Raw genomic sequence first — 18,454 nt, 5'->3', positions numbered from 1 at the left:
TCAGTCGTCACGGTCTTCGGTGATCGGCGAGCGCACCAGGGTCGAATAGGCGACCGCCGCCATCGCGGCGATCACCCCGCCGATCAAAAACGAAAGCGTATAGGAGCCGGTGCGGTCGACCAGTATGCCGGTCAGCAGCGGCGCGAAGGCGCCGCCGAAGTAGCCGCCGAAATTCTGGATCGCGCCCACCGAGGCGACCTTGGAAGCGCCGACCACGTCGCTCGGCATCGCCCAGGCGGCCGCCTGCATGGTGGCGATGAAGCCAAGCGCCAGGGTCATTACCACGATCGACATCCATAGCGTCGGTACCAGCGGAATCAGGCAGACCAATGCGCCTGCGGCGACTGCGGCGACGCTCATCACGTGGCGCTTGGTGGTCAGGGTGCCCTTGCCCGAGGTCTTGGCGTAGCGAGTCATCACGTAGCCACCGCAGATACCGATTATCGCCGCGCCGAGGAACGGGATGGCGGCAAGCCACCCCGTGCCTTTGATGCTCACGCCGTGGGTGTGCTGGAGATAGAGCGGCAGGAAGATGATGAAGATGTTCCAGATCCAGATCACGCAGAAGAATCCCGCCATCATTCCCCACACCTGACGGTGCCTGAACAGCCCCAGCCAGGAGACCTTGGCATGACGCAGCGGCTGGGCGGCGCGGTCCTGCTCGATCATCTCGAGCTCCTCGGCGGTGATGCGGCGGTGGTTCTCCGGAGTGCGATAGAACAGGTAGAACGCCACTGCCAGCACAAGCCCGGCCAGGCCGAGAATCAAGAAGATCGCCTTCCAGCCCAGGGTGATCATGATCAGGGTCAGCACGGGAGGCGCGATCGCCGGGCCCCATTTCGAACCGCTGTCCCAGATCGCCGTGGCCTGGCCTCGTTCCGCGCGGGGGAACCAGTCGGCGGTCAGCTTGGCCGAGGCAGGCGAGTTGGGGGCCTCCATCACCCCGAGCAGGGCGCGGAAAACGACGAAATGCCATAGCCGGGTGCCGAACGCCATCAGCGCGGTGGCGATGCTCCAGCCGGCGATGGCGATGAAGTACATCCTGCGCGCGCCGAGCTTATCGACCAGCCAGCCGGTAGGCAGCTGGGAGAAGGCGTAGGTCCATGAAAATATGGTGCCGAGCAGCCCGATGTCCGCAGCGCTCAGGTTGAATTCGCGCATCAGCTCCGGTGCGGCGATGGCGATCGCGCTGCGGTCCATGTAGTTGATGATTCCGGCGAGCAGGGCGAAACCCACTATCCACCAGCGCAGGTTCCTGATCGTTCGCTGGCCCGCCGACAAGCGCGGGGCTTTGTGTACCTGGGCCATATCGATGCTCCTTGATGGGCGGTTGGCCCCGGCAGCCATGGTCTCGCGATCGGAGGGGGTGGCCATGGCGAGGGCCGGTTTTCTCGTTGCCGTAGGGCGATGGACGAAGATTCCCGCTTTGCGCCATTCGCTTTTAAATATTTGTTCCTTTTATGAACAGATGTTGAGCAACGAGTATCCGCCTCGCTCTGACGATATCCCTATTCGACTTTGGTCCTCGAAAATTGGCGTAGCGCTTGTTTTATAGCTGTCGTCTCGATGATTAATCGATACACCTATACCAATGTCGGGTACTAATGGCCGGTCATGGCCGCCATTGGCTGATTGGGCCATGGGAATGATGCGATCAGGGCGGTCAGTGCGTCATTGCGGCCCTATTCTTGGTCTGATGTCCCTGTGTTATTTCAACTTATTGTTTTTAATGGACAATTTTGTTGTCTGAAGTGTGGATCAAGGAGCGATCTACTAAAGTTCTATGATGCATGCATTGATAAAAGTATGACCAATTGGCGATATTGGCTCTGCTCATTTGAACCAGACAAGATCAAAAGATTGAATTCATTTCGATCCTAATGACCGAGCTCCAAGGGGAGTGGTGGCTATGGGCCGGCGACCGGTGAGACGCCGTCGGCGTGAATATCAAATCATCGTGGCGGTCTTCGCCGTCATGGAACATCGAACTACCGCTGGCGATATGGGAAGTGGCGCTGCCAGCCAATTGGAGTGAAATCGAACATGGCTTATACCGCGGATAACTGGCCGATCACTGCAGCGTTGTTGCAGTTCCCCGGCGTCGATGCACAAGGACGCCACATCAACGATGCCGAGCCCGAAGCATGGCAGCGGGTGTTCACCGAGGCGCGCGAGGCGGGTTTCACCGATGTCGATTTCACCGACAGCTGGGTCCGCCCGGGTGATCTGTCCGCCGCGCGCCTCGATGAGCTCAAGGCGGCGGCGCGGGCTGCCGGAGTGGGGACCCCGGCGATCTCGGCGATTCGTCGCAGCGTGATCGAAGAGGCTCGCTGGGAGGACAACCTGGCGTATAGCCATCGCACCCTGGAGGCCGCCGCGGCGCTTGGTTGCGAGGTGGTGTCGTTCGGGCTGCACCAAGCGTTGACCCCGCAGCAGCAAGCGCAGCTGTGGTTCTGGACCGTGGAAGGCCACAAGGACCCGGTGGGCGACGCGGCGACCTGGAAACTGGCGGTGGAGCGGCTTCGCGAACTGGGGCGCCATGCCGAAGAGCTTGGCCTGCTGGTCTCGCTTGAAATGTACGAGGACACCTACTTGGGCACCGCCGATTCGGCCGTTGCCCTGGTCAAGGATATCGGCCTGCCCAACGTTGGCCTCAATCCCGACATCGGCAACCTGATCCGCCTGCACCGGCCGATCGAATCCTGGGTCGAGATGCTCGAGAAAACCCTGCCTTATTCGAATTACTGGCACGTCAAGAACTACATCCGCGACGAAGATATCGCCCGCGACTACTTCGTCGCCATGCCTGCCCCGCTGGAATCCGGTTTGATCAGCTACCGCAAGGCGTTCGAGATCGCGCTGGCCAATGGCTTCCAGGGGGTGATCTGCACCGAACACTACGGCGGAGATGGGCTCAGCGTGTCGAGCAGCAACCAACGTTACCTGCGCGAGCAGATCCTGCCCAAGCGAGCCGGCTACGCGCTCGGCCAGAGCCAGGTACGCCAGGGCAACCAAGATTGAACCGCGATCGACATGACATTCGGAGGAACACCATGACGCGCACAGTGGCCATCATCGGTTCTGGATACATGGGCGGCGGTATCGCCCAGGTCCTGGCGATCGCAGGGGCACAGGTGAGGATCGCCGACGTCTCGTTCGAGGTGACCGAGCGTAATCGCCAGCGAATCGTCGAAGAGGCTCGCCAGTTCGTCGCCGACGGCCTGTTTCCGGAGGGTGCGATAGCGCTGATCGAGCGTAACGTCTCCGCCGCCGCATCGATCGAAGAGGCGGTCGAGGGGGCGGATTTCATCGAGGAGGCAGTACCCGAAGTTCTCGAGATCAAGCATGAGACCCTGCGCCGGATCTGCGCGGCAGCGAAGCCGGAGGCGATCATCGGTTCGAACACTTCGACCATCTCGATCGCCGCCCTGGCGCAGGCGGTGACCCATCCCGCGCGCTTCCTCGGCGTGCATTTCTCCAATCCTTCGCCTTTCATCCCCGGGGTGGAGATCATTCCCCACGCCGGCACTTCGCCGGATGCGATCGAAGCGGCCTGCGCGATCGTCCGCTCCACCGGCAAGGAGACCGCGACGGTCAAGGACGTCACCGGTTTCGTCCTCAACCGCTTGCAGTACGCGCTGTTCCACGAGGCGACCCAGCTGCTCGAAGAGGGCGTGGCGACGGCGGAAGAGATCGATACGCTGGTGCGTACCACCTTCGGCTTTCGCCTGCCGTTCTTCGGTCCGTTCGCGATCGCGGACATGGCGGGGCTCGACGTCTACAACTTCTGCTACAAGTCGCTGCAGAGCGATTTCCCCGATCGATTCGCCACCCCCAAGGTGCTCAGCGAGCTGATTCAGCAGGGCAAGCTCGGCACCAAGAGCGGGGCGGGCTTCCTCAACGTGCCTGCCGAACGCATCCCCGAGCTGATCGCCTATCGCAACAAAGCCTACGTCAAGATGAAGCAGCTGCTGGAAGAGCTGGGACCGGCTCCGCTCGACTAGACGGCGGTACTTCCCGCGCTCGGCTTCCTCGTACGCCGGGCGCGCTCTGACCCAACCACACTTTCCTCGCCTCGGGCGACGCTTTGCGCCGTCCGCTGGCGCACTACGCCTCGACGAAGGCAATACCCCAGGTGAGCCATGGATAGTAATGCGCTAGCGAGCACCACGACCTTATCCCCTGTGCTGCTGACCCTGATTGGGGTCGGCGCCATCGCCCTGCTGCTTTTCTTGATCATCAGGGTGCGTCTGCACGCCTTCTTCGCTTTGATCATCGTATCGATCTTGACCGCGATCGCCGCCGGTATCGATGTCCAGGAGCTGATCGGCACGCTGGTCGGGCCGTTCGGCAGGACGCTTGGCAATGTCGCCTTGTTGATCGGCTTCGGCGCTGTACTCGGTCGCATGGTCGAAGTGTCCGGCGGCGCCAACGTGCTGGCCAATCGCCTGCTCGAGGTGTTCGGCGAGCGTCGCGCACCGTTCGCGCTATCGGTCGCCTCGCTGTGCTTCGGGTTTCCGATCTTCCTCGATGCGGGCTTCATCGTGATGCTGCCGATCATCTATTCGGTGGCGCGCCGGCTCGGCGGAGGGATTCTGCGCTACGCGCTGCCTTCCACCGGCGCCTTCCTGGTCATGCACGCACTGGTGCCGCCGCATCCAGGGCCGGTCGCCGCGTCGGGGCTGATCGGGGCCGATGTCGGCATGGTGCTGGTCGTCTCCTTGCTGGTGGGCTTGCCCACCTGGTATCTGGTCGGCTATCGGCTGGCGCTGCTGCTCGCCAATAGGCATCCATCGTTCGCAGTGCCGGACCTGCTGGGCCAGCCCGACGCTGCGACCGAGAATGCGCCGGCGTTTTCCACCGTGCTGCTGGTCCTGGTGCTGCCGCTGGTGCTGATCTTCCTCAATACCGGGCTGACCACGCTCGCCGCCGACGGCCTCATCGCCGGTGAAGGCGTGTGGTTCCATACGCTGGTGTTCATCGGCAACACTCCCATCGCGCTGTTGATCACCACTTTGCTGGCCATGTACCTGCTGGTGATCAGGCGTACCCAGGGGCCGGTCGGTGAGCGCCTGGAGCGGCTCGTCGACGAAGGCCTCGGCCCGGTGTGCTCGATCATCCTGATCACTGGGGCGGGCGGTATGTTCGGCGGTGTGCTGACCGCCACCGGCATCGGTACTGCGCTTTCCAATGGCTTGGACGCACTTGGCCTGCCAGTGATCCTCTCCGCGTTTTTGATCGCGATCATCATGCGCGTCGCCCAAGGCTCGGCTACTGTCGCTGCGACCACCGCGGCGGGCCTGATGGCTCCGGCCGTGGCCGCTCATCCCGGGCTGGAAGGGTTTGCTCTCGCCTGCATCGTGGTGGCGATCGCCGCGGGATCGATCACCTTTTCGCACGTCAACGACTCCGGTTTCTGGCTGGTATCGCGCTTCCTGGGCATTAGCGTCAAGGTGGCGCTCAAGACCTGGACCGTGATCGGTACGGCGGTCGGCTTCCTGTCCTTCGCGCTGGTCTGGCTGCTCTTCTCGCTGGTCGTGTAGGCCTCCTGGCCGTCCCGATGCGCTGGGCATGGCTTGGTTTTCCAAGGCCATGCCCGCTTTTTCGGGCATAAGCTAAGCGTGCAGCCACGCTAGGCACCCCCTCACTGTGCGTGTAGAATTTTTTCCCCATCGTCGGCGATCGCTGCTGTTTTCGGCCGCCGTCGCTTCCACTTCTCACTCCCACATGCTCGAACCACGAGGCGAGGGTCGAAGACTGTAATGAGCGAATACTCCCTGTTCACCTCCGAGTCGGTGTCCGAAGGCCATCCCGACAAGATCGCCGACCAGATCTCCGATGCGGTGCTCGATGCGCTGATCGCTCGTGACAAGCAGGCCCGTGTCGCCTGCGAGACGCTGGTCAAGACCGGTGTCGCGATCGTCGCAGGTGAAATCACTACCAGCGCTTGGGTCGATCTCGAGGAGCTGGTGCGCCAGGTGATCCTCGAGATCGGCTACACCTCCTCCCAGGTCGGCTTCGATGGCGCCACCTGTGGCGTACTCAACCTGATCGGCAAGCAGAGCGTGGACATCGCCCAGGGCGTCGACCGCTCCAAGCCGGAGGACCAGGGCGCCGGTGACCAGGGGCTGATGTTCGGCTATGCCACCAACGAGACCCCCTCGTTCATGCCGGCGCCGATCCACTACGCCCACCGGCTGGTCGAGCGCCAGTCGGAGCTGCGCAAGAACGGCACCCTGGCCTGGCTGCGTCCTGACGCCAAGAGCCAGGTCACCTTCCGCTACGACGAAGACGGCAAGCCGGTCGGGGTCGACGCGGTGGTGCTCTCCACCCAGCACGACGAGAGCATCTCCCAGTCCGAGCTGCGCCATGCGGTCGAGGAGCTGATCATCCGCGACGTGCTGCCCGCCGAGTGGCTGAGCGAGAAGACCAAGTTCCATATCAACCCGACCGGCAAGTTCGTGATCGGTGGCCCGGTCGGCGACTGCGGTCTGACTGGACGCAAGATCATCGTCGACACCTACGGTGGCATGGCCCGCCATGGCGGCGGCGCGTTCTCCGGCAAGGATCCGTCCAAGGTCGACCGCAGCGCCGCTTATGCCGGGCGCTACGTGGCCAAGAACCTGGTCGCCGCGGGCCTGGCCGACAAGTGCGAGATCCAGGTCTCCTATGCGATCGGCGTCGCCGAGCCCACCTCGGTGTCGATCAATACCTTCAACACCGGCAAGATCAGCGACGAGAAGATCATCGAGCTGGTTCGCGAGCACTTCGATCTGCGTCCCTTCGCGATCACCTCCATGCTCGACCTGCTCCACCCGATGTATCAGCTCACCGCAGCCTATGGCCACTTCGGCCGCGAGCCGTTCGAACACACCTACGAGTGGATCGACGTCGACGGCCAGCGCAAGCGCGAGACCTTCACCGCCTTCCCGTGGGAGAAGACCGACAAGGTCGAAGCCCTGCGCCAAGGCGCCGGCCTGTAGCCGCGGCCCCGCGCGACCCGGACGCCTCGCCTCGTGCGGGGCGTTTTCTTTTGTGGATACTTCCTGGGGCGTGTTAGCACGCCCTAAGCCTTGGCGAATGTAGAGCCGGCTGGGTGATGGTGTATGTTGTTCCTTCATACCCGCTTCGAATACCAGACACCAACAACAAACCAAACCGGGGGCGCCTCATGGAGCTCAAATGGTTCGAAGACTTCGTCACCCTCGCGCGCTGTCTCAATTTTTCCCGCGCGGCCAGCGAGCGCCACGTCACCCAGTCGGCGCTGAGCCGCAGGATCCGGCTGCTCGAACAGCGCCTCGGCTTTCCCTTGGTGGACCGCACCACCCATCCGGTGGGCCTGACCCGCGAGGGGCTCGCCTTCCTGCCCAAGGCGCGCGAGATTCTGTCCACCCTGCAGCGCACCCGGGTCGAGCTCGGGTCGATCGATGACGGCCAGCCCTGCGTGATCAATTTCGCCGCGCTCAATACCCTCTGCCTGACCTTCTTTCCGCCTTGGTTCGCCGGGCTCCAGCAGGGGCATCCTGCGCTGCAGGTGCGTTTCTGCGATCCTCGCCCATCGTTCGCCGGCACCGTCTCCACCCTGATCGAGGGCGAGAGCGACCTGATGCTCACCTACGCCCACCCGTGGGTGGCGCCTGGCGATATCCTGCCGCGCTGTCCGTCGGTGTCGCTCGGTGTGGAGTGGCTGGTGCCGGTCTCGCGCCTCGACCAGGCGGGGCGGCCGCTCCATCCGATCGACGCCGAGGGAGCGATTCGCTACCTCGGCTATCGACAAGGCGCCTTCTTCGCCCAGCTGCTCGTGCGCCTGTTCGAACGCCAGCCGTTGGAGCTGGTCACGGTGTACGAGAACACCATGAGCAGTGCGCTGAAGGGCATGGTGATGGCGGGCAGCGGGCTCGCCTGGCTGCCCGAGAGCCTGGTGCGCACCGAGCTCGACGCCGGCCTGCTGGGGCTGGCGGGTGACGCGCACTGGCACCAGAAGGTCGAGATCCGCCTCTACCGCTCGCCGCGTCCGCTCGGACGCGGCATCGAGCAGCTATGGGAGGAGATCGTCGGCGGTTCGGCGTTGCCGGCTCGCAAGAGCAGCGATCACTTGCTGGTCAGGGTGTAGTAGCTGCGAAAGCCGTTGGACCGCCATCCCTTCAACTGCTGGTTGAGCCCGACGATGTTGTAGGTCTGGAACAGCACCACCCTGGGCGTGAGCTCGAACACTTCCCTCTGCAGCGCGTGGTAGCGCTGTTCGCGCGCGGCGGGGTCGGTCTCGAACAGGGCCTCTTCGATCTCCTGGTTGGCTTGCTCGGAGTAGAACGCCGAGTTCCAGCTCGGGTACATGGTATTGCGGGCCTCGAGCCGATTGTCCGGGTTGTAGATCAACCGAGAGGCCATGCCGTGGGCGTCGGCTACCGAGGTTTGCCACGACTGCAGGCTCATCTGGTACTCGCGTCCGCGCACGCGCGAGAACAGCTGGGCGTTGGCCATCCGTTCGAGCTCGAGGTCGATGCCGATTTGCGCCGCTGCGTTCTGCAGGCTCTGCGCCACCGTCGCCGAGTAGGGCAGGGTGCCGAAGATCAGCCGCATGCTGAAACCGTCCGGGTAGCCTGCTTCGACGAGCAGCTCCCGCGCCCGGTCGAGATCCTGGCTGAACGGCTGGCCTTCGCTCTGGTCGAGCGCGCCGAACGATTCGAGCGGCACGAAGCTGGCCCGCGGGATGCCGCTGTAGGACATCACCGTGTCGGCGAGGCCTTGGTAGTCGACCAGTAGCTGCAGAGCCTGGCGCACCTTCTGGTTGGAGAGGATCGGGTCGTCGTTGTTGAATCCCCAGTAGAAGAGCTGCGGTCGCAGCGCTTTGTCGATCTCGAGATCGGGCGCGGCCTCGACTGCGGCGAGATCCTCCGGCGTCAGGTCGCGGGCGACGTCGACGTCGCCGCGGGAGAGCAGCAGGCGCTGGGTGCCGGGCTCGGCGACATGGCGGATCAGTACGCGCGAAAGCGCGGGCGCCGGAGTCCAGCCGGGGTTGGCTTCGAGCACCACCGCCTCGCCTGCGTTCCACTGGCGCAGCCGATAGGGGCCGGCGCATTCGGTACGGGTGGTGAGGTAGCGGTTGCCGAGGTCGCCGTCGACTTCCTGTGCCATTACCGTATCGCGATCGATCGCGGTGGCGACCCGGTTGGCGGCGATCGCCTGGAGCATCAGCTCGGATGGATAGGGGCGATCGAAGCGGATCACCAGGGTGCGCGGGTCGGGCGCGGTGATCAGCTGCTCGACGTTGTCGGTGGTGAAGCCGTACTCCTCGAGGGTGGCGGCGTTGCCGAAGCCGAGCTTGACCACCCGAGCCAGCGACCAGGCGAGGTCGTCGGCCTCCACCGGCTCGCCGGAGGGAAAGGTCAAGCCGTCGCGCAGGTGGAAGGTGAGCGATCGCTCGTCCTCGTTCACCTCCCAGCTCTCGGCCAGCGCCGGAACCACCCGAGTGGCATCCTCCGGGTCATAGTCGACCAGCGCCGAACAGGTGTTCATCAGGATCTCGTTGGTCACCACTTCGCCGATCTGCGCCGGATCGAAGGTGCTGATCGCATCTATGTTCCATGCCATCACCAGGGTATCGGGCGGCGTCGCCGACCACGCGGCACTGCCTGCGCTGAGCAGGGCGGCGAGCGCGGCGGCCTTGATCATCGTGCGAGGACAGGCTGAGTGAAGGTGCGTCATGATGGTTCCTTTTTGTGCTTGTCTTTTGTGTTCGTCGCGGCGATGAACGACGCTCGAGTCAGGCCGCGCTGGCGGCCAGGAAGGCGCGGGTGTACGCCTCGCGGGTATGGCCCGCACGCACGTCGGCCTCGTCGAGCTCCTCGACGATGCGGCCGGCGTGCATCATGCCTACGCGTTCGCAGAGATGGGTCACCACCGCGAGGTCGTGGCTGACCATCAGGTAGGTGAGGCCCCGTTCGGCGCGCAGGCGTACCAGCAGGTTGAGAATCTCGGCCTGCACCGAGACGTCGAGCGCCGAGGTGGGCTCATCGAGCAGCAAGAGCTCCGGCTCGATCACCAGCGCGCGGGCGATGGCGACCCGCTGGCGCTGGCCTCCCGATAGCTGGTGCGGATAGCGATAGCGGAAGGCCGCGCCGAGCCCGACTTCGTCGAGCACTCGGTCGATGCGGCGCTCCTCGTCCTTGAATCGATGGATGCGCAGCGGCTCGCGCAGCACCTTGGCCACGGTCTTGCGCGGGTGCAGCGAGGCGTAGGGGTCCTGGAACACCATCTGCACCCGCTTGAACCAGTGCTTGTCGCGGCGTGGCGAGAGTTCGCGGCCATCGAACAGGATCGATCCGCCATAGTGGTCGTTGAGCCCGGCGATCGCTCTCAGCACGCTGGACTTGCCGCAGCCGGATTCGCCGATCAGCCCATAGGCGCCGCCGCGCGCGAGCTTGAACGAGACCTCTTCGATCGCCTTGACCCGGCCGCGTCCGCGGCCGAAGTGGATCTCGAGCGAGGCCATTTCGAGCAGGGGTTGCTGGTTCATCAGCGAATCTCCTCCAGCGGCAGCGACGGCGCTTCGCGCCAGGCCGGGTCGCGCGACAGCACCGGCAGCAGCCCGCGCTTGCGGTCGAGCCGCGGCAGGCTTTCCAGCAAGCCGCGGGTATAAGGGTGGCGAGCCTGGTGCAGTTCCCTGGCCGGCAGCGCTTCGACGATCCGGCCGGCATACATCACCAGCACCCGGTCGCAGTATTCGGCGACCAGGTTGAGGTCGTGGCTGATCAGCATCAGCCCGGCGCCGCGCCGTTCCACCAGTTCCCCGAGCACCTCCATCACTTGACGGCGCACGGTGACGTCGAGTGCCGAGGTCGGTTCGTCGGCGATGATCAGTTCGGGCTCCGAGATCAGCATCATCGCGATCATCACCCGCTGGCCCATACCGCCGGAGAGCTCGTGGGGAAAGAGCCGGTAGACCCGCTCGGGATCGCGGATACGCACCGATTCGAGCATTTCAAGCGTCCGCCGACGCGCCTGCGCGGCGTTGATCCGATGGTGCAGGCGGTACGCCTCGCTGACCTGGGTGCCGACCCTGATCAGCGGATTGAGCGAGAACTTGGGGTCCTGGAGGATCATCGAGATGCGATTGCCGCGTATCCGGCGCATCTGCCGTTCGCTGGCCGCATGCAGATCGATGCCGTCGAAGCTCATCCGCTTGGCCTCGATCCGGGCGTGTTTCGGCGTCATCTTGAGGACCGCGCGGCCGGTCTGCGATTTGCCCGAACCGGACTCGCCGACGATGCCGACCTTCTCGCGGCCGATGCGCAGCGAAACGCCGCGCACCACCTGATGCAAGCCACGCGGCGTCGGAAAGCCGATCTTGAGGTCTTCGATCTCGAGCAGGCTGGGTTCAGTCATGGTGGGGGTCCAGTAGGTCGCGCAGGCCGTCGCCGAACAGATTGAAGGCGAGACTGGTGAGCAGGATGGCGCTGCCGGGGATCGCCGCCAGCCACCAGCTGGTCAGCATGAATTCGCGTCCGGAGGAGAGCATCGCGCCCCACTCGGGGCTCGGCGCCTGGGCGCCGAGCCCGAGGAAGCCGAGGCCGGCGGCGGTGAGGATGATCGAGGCCATGTTGAGGGTGACCCTGACCACCACCGAGGGGATGCACATCGGCATGATGTGGTTGATCACGATCCGAAGCTTCGAGGCGCCCTGCAGCCGTACCGCAGCGACGTAGTCGCTGCCGCGGATCGAGAGCGTCTCCGCGCGGGCCAGCCGCGCGATCGGCGGCCAGGAGGCCAGCGCTATGGCGATGATCGCATTCTCGATGCCAGGCCCCAGGGCGGCGACGAAGGCCAGCGCAAGGATCAGGCTGGGGAAGGCGAGGAAGATGTCGACCACCCGCATCAGCAGAACGTCGACCCAGCCGCCCAGGTAGCCCGCCACGGTGCCGATCAGAAGCCCCACGGGGGCGACGATCGCGGCGGTGAGCAAGGCGATGTAGAGCGTGATCCGCGCGCCGAACACTACGCGGCTGAAGATGTCCCGGCCGAGTTCGTCGGTGCCGAACCAATGCTCGGCCGAAGGGGGCTTTAGGCGGTTGGCGAGGTTCTGGGCGTAGATGTCGTGAGTGGCGATCCACGGCGCCAGCAGCGCCATCGCCAACAGCGCGAGCAGGATGGCCAGGCCGAATAGCGCAGTGAAGTTCGAGCGCAGCCGCCACAGCGCGCGCCACAGCTGCTGGGCGCGAGCCTGGCGGCTGGAGCCTGCGATCTCGGCGGTGAGCCAGGCGCGCAGCCTGGTCGGATGGTCGGTGCGGGACATCGGGTCTCCTCCTTGGCCTCTGGCTCAGCGGGTGCGTGGATCGAGCAGGTGGTAGAGCAGGTCGCAGCACAGGTTCAGCACGATGAATATCGTCCCGACCAGCAGGGTGCAGCCGACTACTGCGTTCATGTCGCCAGCGAGCAGCGCATTGGTCAGGTAGCGCCCGAACCCGGGCCAGGCGAACACCGTCTCGATCAGTACCGCGCCTTCGAGCAGGAAGGCGTAGGACAGTGCGACCACGGTGATCACCTGCACCGCGATGTTGCGAAAGGCATGTACCCATACGGTCTTGGCCCAGGAGAGCCCCTTCACCCTGGCGGTGACCACGTACTCCTGGTTGAGCTGCTCGATCATGAAACTGCGGGTCATTCGCGCGATGTAGGCCATGGCGCTGAAGCCGAGGATCGAGGCCGGCAGCACGATGTGGCTGATCGCGTTGGCGAATGCCTGCCACTCGCCGAGCAAAGGGGCATCGATCAGCAGGAAGCCGGTGATCGGAGTGAGGGTGTACTCGTAGACGAAGTCGATTCGTCCGGGTCCGGCGACCCAGCCGAGGGTGGCATAGAACAGGGTCAGGCCCATCAGGCCGAGCCAGAAGTTGGGCGCCGAGTAGCCCAGCAGGGTCAGGACCCTCACGATGTAGTCGAGCGGGCTGTCGCGATACATCGCCGAGAGCACGCCGAGCGGGATGCCGAATCCAGTGGCGATCAAAATCGACAGGGTGGCGAGCTCGAGGGTAGCGGGAAACACCCGGGCGATATCGCTGAGCACCGGGTTGCCCGAGGTCAGCGACCTGCCGAAGTCGAATTGCACCACCTGTCCCACGTAGGTGGCGAACTGCTCGATCAGCGGCCGGTCCAGTCCGAGCTGTCGATACATCGCGTCGTAGGCGGACTGCGATGCGTTGTCGCCGAGGATCGCGATCACTGGATCGAGCGGCAGCAGGCGGCCGATGAAGAAGGTCAGCACCAGCAGCCCGAACAGCGTCGCCGCCACTGTCGCGAGCGTGCGTGCCAGCCAGTTGAATCCGCCGAGCAGCGCGCTGGGCTCGCGCGGCGGGAGCGCGGTGGAGTTGATCGTTGAGTCGCTCATGGCGTGCTCCTGGACGTTCATCGGTCGCGTATCGCGCCGGGCGGGATCGCCGCCGGACGCGACCCGGCCCGAGGTGGGTCGGTTGGGTGTCCGGTTCACTTGCTGGCGAGGTCGTAGTAGACCCTGAAGCCGTTCGCTTTCCAGTCGTGCAGCTCCGCGCGCTTGCCCGCGACGTCGTACATCTGGAACAGGATCGCGAACGGGCCCTGCTCGAACATCTCCCTTTGCAGCGCGTGGTAGCGGGCTTCGCGCGCGGCGGGGTCGGCCTCCAGCAGCGCCGCTTGGACCTCTTGATTGACCTCTTCTGAGTAGTACGCCGCGCGCCAGCTCGGGTACATGCTCTGGCGCGCCTCGAGCCGGTTGTCCGGGTTGTAGAGCAGGCGCGAGGCCATGCCGTGAGCGTCCGCCACCGAGGTCATCCAGGATTGGATCGCCGACTGGTACTCCCGCCCGCGCACGCGCGAGAACAGCTGGGCGTTGGCCATCCGTTCGAGTTCGATCCTGACGCCGACCTTGGCCGCGTTCTGCTGCAGGCTCTGGGCGATCGGTGCCGAATAGGGCAGGGTGCCGAAGATCAGCCGGGTCTCGAAGCCGTCCGGATAGCCTGCCTCGTCCAGCAGCCGCTTGGCCTCGTCGAGATCGAGCCTGAACGGCTGGCCCTCGGTCTCGTCGAGTGCGCCGAACGAACCGAGCGGCACGAAGCTCGCCCGCGGCGTGCCGCTGTAGGCCATCACGGTGTCGGCGAGCCCTTGGTAATCGACCAGGTAGCGCATTGCCTGGCGTACCTTGGGATTGGCGAAGATCGGGTCGCCGTTGTTGAGGTTTAAGTAGAAAAGCTGTGGTTTGAGTGCCTTGACCACCTCGATGCCATCGCTGCCGTCGAGGTTCCTGAGATCCTCCGGAGCCAGGTCGCGGGCGACGTCGACGTCGCCTCGCGCCAGCAGCAGGCGTTGGGTGCCGGCCTCGGCGACATGGCGGATCAGCACCTGAGGCAGCTTCGGCGCTTCACCCCAGTAGTCGCCGTTGGCCTCGAGCACCACCGCCTCGCCGGCGTTCCACTGGCGCAGCCGGTAGGGCCCTGCGCATTCGGTATGGTTGGTCAGGTAGCGGTTGCCGAGATCGCCCTCGACCTCCTCTGCCATCAGCGTCTCCCGATCGAGCGCGCTTGCGACCCGGTTGGCGGCGATCGCCTGGAGAATCAGCTCCTGCGGGTAGGGGCGATCGAAATGCAGCATCAAGGTGTGGGCGTCGGGGGCCTCGATCGCCTGGTCGATGCGGTCCGCAGTGAAACCGTATTCCTCGAGGGTGGCGGCATTGCCGAAGCCGAGCTCGACCACGCGCTTCATCGACCAGGCGACATCGCTCGCGCTCACCGGGTTGCCGGATGGAAAGCGCATGTCTTCGCGCAGGTCGAAAGTCAGGGTCAGGCCGTCATCGGACAGCGACCAGGAGCGTGCCAACGACGGCACCACATGGCTGGCGTCGTCGGGGTCGAAGTCGACCAGGGTATCGCAGGCGTTGCGCAGGATTTCGTCGGTGACCACTTCGCCGATCTGGGCCGGATCGAAGGTGCTGATCGCATCGATGTTCCAGGCCATCACCAGGGTGTTCGGCGGAGTCGCGGCGCTTGCGACGACCGGCGATACCAGCGCGATGGCGGCAGCGGCGAGCAGCCGACGGTAGCGCGATGAAGGGGGCGTCATGGCAGATTCTCTCGGTTTCGTCGTGGTCGTTGCGACACCCGCTGGTGTGGTCACTCCGCGGGACGCGGCTGGATCGGGGGCTTGAGCTCGGCGGGTAGCGGGCTTGCATAGGGCGTGCGCGCGAGCCGGGCGGCATGGTCCTCTTTGGCCGCTTCGATCAGCGAGGGGTCGAGCAGTGCCGCCAGGCCGGTCGCGACCATGGCCTTGGCGGCGTGGACCAGGCCCTTGTGAGCGGCGCCCGCCTGCCCTTGGGCGGTGATCTGCCAGGAGTGGCCTGGTGTACCGATCGCGTGGGTGGCGATCCTCGCCTGTACGGTCGGCACCGCCCAGCTGACGTCGCCGAGATCGGTCGAGCCGATCATCGGTTCTCCGCGCGCATCGAGCGCCACCACGCCGTCGTGGAGCGCTCGCGGCCAAGGGGCGAGGCCGACCCGGGCATGGTCGTTGTCGATGTCGGTCGCGGTCAGGGTCGCCTGGATCTGGGCGGCGAAATCGTAGTCTTCTTCGTCGAACGGCACGCCGCCGAGGCGCTCGAGGCAATGCTGCATGGCGCGTTCGAGTGGCGTGTTGCCGAGCAGGTTGGAGACCGCGCTGACCACCTTCGACGCCACCCGGGTCTCGGTCATCAGCGCCGCCCCCTGGGCGATCTTCTCGACCCGCTCGATCAGCGCACGCATGCCGGCAAGATCGCGCGCGCGGATCGCGTAGCGCACCTTGGCGCTGGCCTGGACCACGTTGGGGGCGATGCCACCGGCATCGAGCATCGCGTAGTGGATCCTGGCGCTCGATGGCATGTGCTCGCGCATGTAGTTGACGCCCACGTTCATCAGCTCGACCGCATCCAAGGCGCTTCGGCCCAAGTGGGGCGCGGCGGCGGCGTGGGCGGCGCGGCCCTCGAAGTGGAAGTCGAGCCGGGTGTTGGCCAGCGACAGCGCCTCGTCGACCCGGGTGAAGGAGGCGGGGTGCCAGGAGATCGCGATGTCGACGTCGTCGAAAAGCCCAGCGCGGACCATGAAGGTCTTCGCCGCGCCGCCCTCTTCGGCGGGGCAGCCGTAGTAGCGCACCCGGCCCGGCACGCCTTGGCTTTCGAGGTAGTCCTTCATCGCGGTAGCGGCGAGCAGCGCCGCCGAGCCGAGCATGTTGTGGCCGCAGCCATGCCCGTAGCCGTCGCCGGGCAGCGGCCGCGGCTCGGCGACGCCGGCGGCCTGGCTGAGCCCTGGCAGCGCGTCGTACTCGCCGAGGAAGGCGATCACCGGTCCTCCGGCTCCGGCCTCTCCGACCAGCGCGGTGGGTATCCCCGCGGCCTCCTCGGTGATCCGAAAGCCCTGGGCGTCGAGCATCTTGCGGTGCTCGAGGCAGGAGCGATATTCGCCGTAGGCGAGCTCAGGCGTCTCCCAGACCCGATCGCTGAGCGCCTCGAACAGTGAGCGTTTCTCGTCGACCAGCGTCCATACCCGTGCGGTTGCATCCATCTCGTCGTACTCCTGATCAAAGGTGGGTTAGGGGCCGTTCACTCCTATCTCGCGTCGCCGATCGATCGCCTCGATCCGGCTGGGCGAAACGCCGCCCTAGAGGTGGCGCGCGATGAACTCGAGCGTGCGTGAGAACACTCGGCGGCGCTGATCGCGTCGCAGGAAGCCGTGCCCGGCATGGGGCACGCGCAGGTAGTCGACCTCGCGACCGAGCCCGCGCAGGCAGCTGTAGACCATTTCGCTCTCGCCTGGGGGGACTCGTGGATCCTCGAGTCCTTGGACGATCAGAAGCGGCACCTCGATGCGGGAGATGCGGTGGATCGGCGAGAAACGCTCGAGTTCCGCGCCCTGGGTCTCGGGGTCGCCATATTCCGACGCACGCAGGCGCCGCCGCCAGGGGCCGGTGGTCTCGAGCAGGGTGTGGAAGTTGCCGATGCCGTAGAACTCGACCCCGAGCCGCCAGCGACCGGGATGCTCGGTGAGCGCCGAGAGCACCATGAAGCCGCCGTAGGAACGGCCGTAGGCCATCACCCTGCCGGCATCGATGGTCTTTTCGCCATCGCACCAGTCGCGTACCGCCATCAGGTCTTTGAGCGCATCGAGCCTGCGCTCGCGGTCGTCGAGCTGGTGGTAGCGCTTACCGTAGCCGGTGCTGCCGCGTACGTTGGGTGCGAGTACCATCACCCCGCGGTCGAGCAGGCACTGCAGGTCGGCGCGGAAGGTCGGGCGCCACTGGGCTTCCGGACCGCCGTGGATCACGATCACGCAGGGGTAGCCAGCGGCCGGCATCGGGCCGCGTGGGCGGTAGCGCAGAAACGGCACGCGCAGGCCGTCGAAGCTCGGGACCTCGTCCAGGGTCGGCTCGATGCCTTGGGGCAGGCTGGTGGATTGCAGCGGCAGCAGGCGCTCGCAGCCGCTCTGGCCCAAGCGATGGCGCCATAGGCCAGAGGGGGTGGTGGCGCCCTCGAGTGCGAACAAAAGCGCTTGCCCGTGCCAGGCCAGGTTCGAGATCACGCCGGGTGGATGGCCCTCGATCCGGTGCGCGTCGCCCCCATCGGGGCCGTCGCCGATCCACAGTTCGCTCCAGCCGTCGCGGTTGAGCGTCCAGGCCAGCCGTCCATCGGCGCGCGAGCGGGCGAAGCCGTCGAGCTCGCAGCGCTCGCTCTCGACCAGCGTCTCGAGCCGGGTGAAGTCGCGGTCGGCCCGGCACAGCGCCGGGCGCTCACGCTCCTGATCGCCGAGCACCAGGGCCTGGTCGTCAGGTCCGAACTTGATCTGCGAGTAGCGCGCGGGACCCGCGTGTTCGAGCAGCGGGTGGCAGTTCCCGCTTTCGATCTCGAGGCGATATAGCTGCTGGTCGTTGAGCGACTCGGGCGAGACTCGCACCAGCAGCGCATCACCGCTGGGAAAGAAGCCGACCACCTCGCGAAAGCCATCGCCCTCGACCAGGCAGCGGCGCGCGCCGCTTTCGACGTCGAGCAGGTGGACGTCCATATGGCGTCGATCGCGGGCGTTGCAGCTGAAGGCGATCGAGCGCCCGTCCGGAGACCAGGCGCCCCAGAGATGCACGACGCTGGGGTCGTCGGTGAGCAGGCCGATGCTGCCGTCGATGAGATCGACGAGGGCGAACTGATGGCGCTCGTCGCCGCCGTGGTCGTAAGTGAACAGGATCGCATCGCCGCTCGGGCTGAACGAGATCGAGCCCAGCGGCTCTGGCCAGTCGCTCAGCCGGCGCCGATCGAGGCTTTCGAGCTCGAGCAGCCAGAGCTGGTCGAAGCCGCTCTCATCGCTCAGGTAGGCGAGCCGCTTGCCGTCGGCACAGAGCGTCGGCGCCCTGAGGCTCGGCAGCGCATAGAGCGTCTCGATGTCGAATCCGGGAGTGGTCATGCGCGATG

14 protein-coding genes are annotated in these 18,454 nt (G+C 65.5%); 5 read left to right on the top strand and 9 right to left on the bottom strand.

The genetic code is table 11. The features are described 5' to 3' along the window. Window positions 1–1,308 (bottom strand): MFS transporter, encoded by a 1,308-nt coding sequence (locus tag Q376_RS0102305; RefSeq protein WP_027348935.1) that lies wholly within the window; start codon window positions 1,306–1,308, stop codon window positions 1–3. A 735-nt stretch (window positions 1,309–2,043) separates the two neighbouring features. Between Q376_RS0102305 and Q376_RS0102300 the strand changes: the two genes are divergently transcribed. The 5 genes from Q376_RS0102300 (at window position 2,044) to Q376_RS21130 (ending at window position 8,113) form a co-directional block, all read left to right on the top strand. Further along, window positions 2,044–3,021 carry a sugar phosphate isomerase/epimerase family protein gene (locus Q376_RS0102300; protein WP_027348934.1) on the top strand — a complete coding sequence of 326 codons (978 nt, stop codon included), beginning with the start codon at window positions 2,044–2,046 and terminating at the stop codon, window positions 3,019–3,021. Between the two features lie 32 nt (window positions 3,022–3,053). Then, window positions 3,054–4,004, top strand: a complete 951-nt coding sequence (locus tag Q376_RS0102295; protein ID WP_052364870.1) for a 3-hydroxyacyl-CoA dehydrogenase family protein — start codon at window positions 3,054–3,056, stop codon at window positions 4,002–4,004. 138 nt (window positions 4,005–4,142) lie between these two features. Then, entirely contained in the window at window positions 4,143–5,543 is a 1,401-nt protein-coding gene (locus Q376_RS0102290; protein WP_052364869.1) for a GntP family permease, read from the top strand. A 219-nt stretch (window positions 5,544–5,762) separates the two neighbouring features. Further along, window positions 5,763–6,983, top strand: a complete 1,221-nt coding sequence (gene metK, locus Q376_RS0102285) for a methionine adenosyltransferase (RefSeq protein WP_027348931.1) — start codon at window positions 5,763–5,765, stop codon at window positions 6,981–6,983. Window positions 6,984–7,171: 188 nt separating this feature from the next. Then, on the top strand, window positions 7,172–8,113 hold the full coding sequence (locus Q376_RS21130) for a LysR family transcriptional regulator (protein WP_052364868.1): 942 nt from the start codon (window positions 7,172–7,174) through the stop codon (window positions 8,111–8,113). Here the strand turns inward: Q376_RS21130 and Q376_RS0102275 are convergent. The 8 genes from Q376_RS0102275 to Q376_RS21125 form a co-directional block, all read right to left on the bottom strand. After that, window positions 8,092–9,705: an ABC transporter substrate-binding protein gene (locus Q376_RS0102275; RefSeq protein ID WP_081803350.1), complete on the bottom strand. Its 1,614-nt coding sequence runs from the start codon at window positions 9,703–9,705 to the stop codon at window positions 8,092–8,094. The two genes, Q376_RS21130 and Q376_RS0102275, sit on opposite strands and share 22 nt — an antisense overlap. 58 nt (window positions 9,706–9,763) lie before the next feature. After that, the gene (locus tag Q376_RS0102270) at window positions 9,764–10,516 is read right to left on the bottom strand and encodes an ABC transporter ATP-binding protein (protein WP_027348929.1); all 753 of its coding nucleotides are present in this window, start codon (window positions 10,514–10,516) and stop codon (window positions 9,764–9,766) included. Further along, entirely contained in the window at window positions 10,516–11,385 is an 870-nt protein-coding gene (locus Q376_RS0102265; protein ID WP_027348928.1) for an ABC transporter ATP-binding protein, read from the bottom strand. Before Q376_RS0102265 ends, Q376_RS0102270 begins: the two co-directional genes overlap by 1 nt. Then, window positions 11,378–12,292, bottom strand: a complete 915-nt coding sequence (gene nikC / locus Q376_RS0102260; protein ID WP_027348927.1) for a nickel transporter permease — start codon at window positions 12,290–12,292, stop codon at window positions 11,378–11,380. The genes Q376_RS0102265 and nikC overlap by 8 nt, the downstream gene beginning before the upstream one ends. A 24-nt stretch (window positions 12,293–12,316) precedes the next feature. Beyond that, complete coding sequence (locus tag Q376_RS0102255) at window positions 12,317–13,384, bottom strand: ABC transporter permease (RefSeq protein ID WP_027348926.1); 1,068 nt, start codon at window positions 13,382–13,384, stop codon at window positions 12,317–12,319. 95 nt (window positions 13,385–13,479) lie between these two features. Continuing rightward, complete coding sequence (locus Q376_RS0102250; RefSeq protein ID WP_027348925.1) at window positions 13,480–15,087, bottom strand: ABC transporter substrate-binding protein; 1,608 nt, start codon at window positions 15,085–15,087, stop codon at window positions 13,480–13,482. Between the two features lie 50 nt (window positions 15,088–15,137). Next, the gene (locus tag Q376_RS0102245) at window positions 15,138–16,559 is read right to left on the bottom strand and encodes a M20 family metallopeptidase (protein WP_027348924.1); all 1,422 of its coding nucleotides are present in this window, start codon (window positions 16,557–16,559) and stop codon (window positions 15,138–15,140) included. Window positions 16,560–16,655: 96 nt separating this feature from the next. Then, window positions 16,656–18,446, bottom strand: a complete 1,791-nt coding sequence (locus Q376_RS21125) for a S9 family peptidase (protein ID WP_052364867.1) — start codon at window positions 18,444–18,446, stop codon at window positions 16,656–16,658. Window positions 18,447–18,454 lie beyond the last annotated feature (8 nt).

The sequence above is a fragment of the Halotalea alkalilenta DSM 17697 genome (assembly GCF_000621205.1).
Classification (GTDB): domain Bacteria; phylum Pseudomonadota; class Gammaproteobacteria; order Pseudomonadales; family Halomonadaceae; genus Halotalea; species Halotalea alkalilenta.
Note: the sequence above shows the minus strand (reverse complement) of the source record. Positions and strands in the feature narration are given on the sequence as shown.